The sequence below is a fragment of the Mesorhizobium sp. M0145 genome (genome assembly GCF_040322355.1).
In the GTDB taxonomy this organism is placed as follows: domain Bacteria; phylum Pseudomonadota; class Alphaproteobacteria; order Rhizobiales; family Rhizobiaceae; genus Mesorhizobium.
This window is the reverse complement of the sequence record NZ_JAMYTK010000060.1, coordinates 1-4273: the sequence shown is the minus strand read 5'-3', so window position 1 is coordinate 4273 and position 4273 is coordinate 1. Positions and strand designations below refer to the sequence as shown.

Below are 4273 nucleotides of genomic sequence, written 5' to 3'. Positions count from 1 at the left end.
CCGACGATGCGCCAGGAACACGCCGCCGGCGACAAGGTCTTCGTCGACTATTCCGGCAAGAGGATCCCGATCGTTGATCGAGACACCGGCGAGATCCGTGAGGCGGAGATCTTTGTGGCGGTCTTGGGAGCGTCCAGCTTCACCTATGCCGAAGCAACCTGGACCCAGGCACTGCCTGACTGGATTGGTTCACACGTCAGGATGTTTCGTTTCTTTGATGGCGTTCCCCGACTGATCGTCCCCGACAATCTGAAGTCGGGCGTCAGCCGCGCCAGCTTCTACGATCCCGAGATCAATCGCAGCTACGGCATGATGGCATCCCATTATGGCGTCGGCGTTCTTCCGGCACGGCCGCGACGGCCGAAGGACAAATCGAAAGTCGAGAACGGCGTGCGTTTCGCCCAGTCATGCATTCTGGGGCGGCTGCGCAACCAGACCTTCTTCTCGCTGGCCGAGGCCAATGCCGCCATTCGCCAGGCACTCGATCGCATCAATGATCACGTCATGCGTCGGCTGGGCGTCAGTCGCCGGCAACTGTTTGAGAGCGTCGAGCGTGCTGCGCTCGCAAGCCTTCCGAGCAAAGACTACGAATTCGCCGGGTGGCGTTTGGCCCGCGTCTCGACGGATTACCATGTCGAGTTCAAGACCTTCTTTTATTCCGTGCCGCACAGCCTCATTCGCCAGCAAGTCGATCTGAGAGCAACGGCACGCACGATCGAGATCTTCCACCGCGGCAAGCGCATTGCCGTCCATCAGCGCCGCTATGGCGGCCCTCGTCATGGGACTGATCCGGATCATATGCCCAGCTCCCACCGGCGATATGCCGAGTGGACGCCGGATCGTTTCCGTCGCTGGGCCGCATCCGTCGGCCCCGAGACGGAAGGCTTGGTTGTCGCAATCCTCGCCAGCCGCCCACATCCTGAACAAGGCTTTCGAACATGCCTGGGTGTCCTGCGCCTGTTTCGCGATATCACACGCGATCGCGCCGAAGCCGTGTCAGCCCGCGCTGTCGAGATCGGTGGGCTGAACTGCAAGAGCATCGCCTCGCTCATCGCCAATCACAAGGCCGCAAGGCATTCCACCGAACCGACCGCCATCGTCGATCACGCCAATCTGCGTGGCCCTGACTACTTTCATTGAGGAGACACACCAATGCTTATCCATCCGACCATCGACATGCTGCGCGAACTCGGCCTTCATGGCATGGCCACCGCCTTCCAGGAACTCGACGCACAATCCGAAGCACGCGGCCTCGAGCATGGCGAATGGCTTGCCATGCTGCTCGAGCGCGAGGCTACCATGCGCCGCCAGAAGCGTTTCGAAGCCCGCGCCAGAGCTGCAAAGCTTCGCCATGACGCACAGATCGAGAATGCCGACTTTCGTGCCGCACGCGGTCTTGACCGCAATCTGTTCATGGCGCTCGCCGGCTGCGACTGGATTCGCAAGCATCACAGTCTTCTCATCACCGGGCCGGCCGATCCCACGACATAATGCACACCTCGCTATGTTATTGAAAAAGCTGGATCTGCTGATCCTGTGATTGTGATAATGGACTGTGTCCGCTCCTGCCGGAATGGTGCTGGATATCGAGTTGCTCGATATCTTCATGACGGATGATCCAGGGCGTACCCTTGCAATACTGCTCGGCCTTCAGATCGCCGGCGCGGATCATGCGCAGCACGGTCATTGGCCGCAGGCCGAGCTTCGCAGCCGTTTCCTGCAATGTATACTCGCCGCGCTCCGACCGTTCGTCCTTTTTGTAGACGGCGATGTCGTGCTGGTTGCGGAAAGTGCAGACACGGGACTGCGTCCATCCGTTCAGACGACCCGTGGTTTTGCCGAGCCGGTTGAGAAGCGATGCGATCGCTCTATCCGGCAATTGGCGTGCCAGCGCACGGATCAGGTCCTCGATGTCCGGCGGGGCGCCCCAACGGTGATGGCCTGCCTTGTTCTTCCTGACCGAAAGCGCGGTATGGTCGCCGCCCTGCCAATGCACCAGCATTTTGATGTGGTCGTCTTCGATGGCGACGACAATCTCGCGGATCACGGCACGGATGATCCGCTTGCGCGTGGTGGCGGTGGCGTTGGCATGATGCCATGCCAGTTCGAGATCGGCGCCCATGCGCAGCAGGCTCCGCCGTTCCTCTTCTCCCAGAGCCTCAGGCTTGTGGCGGTCGAGCGCGTCAAGCTCGTCCTGACGCTCGCGGACGGCTACGAGCGCGGCATTCCAGCGTCGCTCCAGTTCGCCTGCTACAAGCCGGTTGTCCGGGTCGACGGCGTCATACTGGCGGCGTGCATGGGCGGCTTCATAACGTGCCTGCTCGAGTGCGAGCTCCACATGGCGCCGCTTCTCTCCAGCCTGCACGGTGGAGGTCTCGATGGCCTTGATCGCCGCTTCCATCCCGAGCGGTTGAAGGCGTTGAAGAACCTCCGCGCTGACCGCCTGATCGACCCGCAACGATCCGAAGCCGATGCACGGGTCGGTTCCGTGGTTGACCTGCGCTCCGCGGCAATGATAGCGCCCCGTATTGCCGTTGCTGCCGGAATAGGAGACATGCAGCTTGCGGCCGCAATGGCCGCAGCGCAAGAGACCGCCGAGCAGCAACTCGCCCCGGCGAAGAGCACCGCGCGGCACCAGGCCTTTGCTTGTGGCATTGTCCGTGATCAGGCGCTGATTCCTCTCAAAATCGTGCCAGCTCAGGTAACCTTCGTGATGGTCGATGAGCAAGACCTCCCAGTCGGCGCGATCGCGCCTGATCCCACGCAAAATCCGTTTGCGTCCGGCCTCTATGGTGACTTTGCTGCAGGTTCGCCCGAACGCATAGGCGCCGGCGTAGATCGGGTTGGTGAGAATGTGGTGCACCGTATTGTAGACGGGCAGCTTCCAGACGATCGCCCTGTCCGCCGCGCGCGTGTAATTTACGGCAGGGAGCATAATGCCCTCGCGGCGCAACCACAGATGCACCTGCCGGATGCTCTGCAGTTCGTCGAAACGCCGGAATACAAGATCGATCGCCTCGCGGATCCGCAGGTCCGGGTCTTTCTCGACCCGGTTCCGGCCCGACTTGACGTAACCGATCGCCACAGTCAGGAAAAGTTCGCCCCGTCGTGCCTTCTGCTTCAGGGCTTCGATCGAGCGGGCCCGCAGGATCGAAAGCTCCAGTTCGCTCATCGTGCCCTTCATGCCGAGCAGCAGCCTGTCGTTGGGATGACGCGGTTCGTAGATGCCGTCCTCATCGATGATGAGCGTTCCGACAAGGCCGCAAAACTCGATCAGCGTATGCCAGTCCCGGCCATTGCGGGCCAGCCGGGAGGCTTCAATGGCGAGGACCGCACCAACCCGACCTTCGCAGATCGCCGCCAGAAGCTTCTCAAAGCCCGGACGGCTGATGCCAGACCCTGAACGACCGAGATCTTCATCGATGACGATGGCGTCTTTCCAGCCAAGGGACCGCGCTCGCTCGGCAAGGCCATATTGGCGTCGCCGGCTCTCGGGATTGTTGACGAGTTGATCGGCCGTCGACTGCCGGACATAGACATAGGCACCGCGCGCGAGATGTTCAGCGGTGATCTTCATGATCTGCCTCCCGTCCCGTCTGGCTCACCACCGCTTCCCTCAGCAAGGTCTCGATCAGCGGGAGGGTGTGTTCCCGGACTTCGCCTGGAAGACTCGATGGCGGAGCCTTCTTGGAAAACAGGTCTGGCTGGTCGGTTCGGCATTGCCTGCGCTGCATGGTCGTCTCCTGGCTGGCGTGAGTCGCTCTGCAGAAAACGTAGACATGCATCGACCTCGCGGCGCAGGTCGCGCAGGCATGAAAGGGGAAAACGGGGCGCCTCGCGAACCGCCATCGTCAGGGCGATCTCTTCCGTCATCCAGATCGGAATCAGCGCCAGGCTGCCATCCGGTTGTCGCCCGACATAGGCCGGCTCACCGCAATAACGCTGACGGCCTGTGACGAAAATCTCCCCGCCCGAACGTGGATGAAAGGCGTAACGGACAATCTTCTTTGCCTCGCCATCCTGATAACGGGCATTATGAGCCCAGTCCGGCGGGCGTCGGCAAGAGCTGGCTGGCCTGTGCGCTAGGCCACAAAGCTTGCCGAGAGGATTTCTCCGTCGCCTATCACCGCGTTCCCCGGCTGTTTGCAATACTTGCCCTCGCGAGAGGCGACGGACGTTATGGCCGGATCCTCAAGCAACTCGCCAAAACCGACCTTCTCATTCTCGATGACTGGGGACCGGAAAAACTCAATGATGACCAGCGGCGTGATGT

At 61.3% G+C, this 4273-nt stretch carries 3 protein-coding genes and 2 pseudogenes; 3 read left to right on the top strand and 2 right to left on the bottom strand.

Annotation, left to right across the window (positions count from 1 at the left end):
• Positions 1-1140, top strand: a 1140-nt coding sequence (istA, locus tag NKJ28_RS32845; protein ID WP_352638586.1) for an IS21 family transposase, incomplete at its 5' end; no start/stop codon positions are given.
• Positions 1141-1152: 12 nt separating this feature from the next.
• Positions 1153-1476: pseudogene (locus tag NKJ28_RS32840) on the top strand (ATP-binding protein); the annotation flags it as partial.
• 31 nt (positions 1477-1507) lie between these two features.
• Here the strand turns inward: NKJ28_RS32840 and NKJ28_RS32835 are convergent.
• Entirely contained in the window at positions 1508-3577 is a 2070-nt protein-coding gene (locus NKJ28_RS32835; protein ID WP_352638584.1) for a recombinase family protein, read from the bottom strand.
• On the bottom strand, positions 3561-3734 hold the full coding sequence (locus tag NKJ28_RS32830) for a hypothetical protein (RefSeq protein ID WP_352638583.1): 174 nt from the start codon (positions 3732-3734) through the stop codon (positions 3561-3563). Before NKJ28_RS32830 ends, NKJ28_RS32835 begins: the two co-directional genes overlap by 17 nt.
• A 312-nt stretch (positions 3735-4046) precedes the next feature.
• On the opposite strand from NKJ28_RS32830, the pseudogene NKJ28_RS32825 reads away from it, so the two are divergent.
• Positions 4047-4273, top strand: a pseudogene (locus NKJ28_RS32825) (ATP-binding protein); the annotation flags it as partial.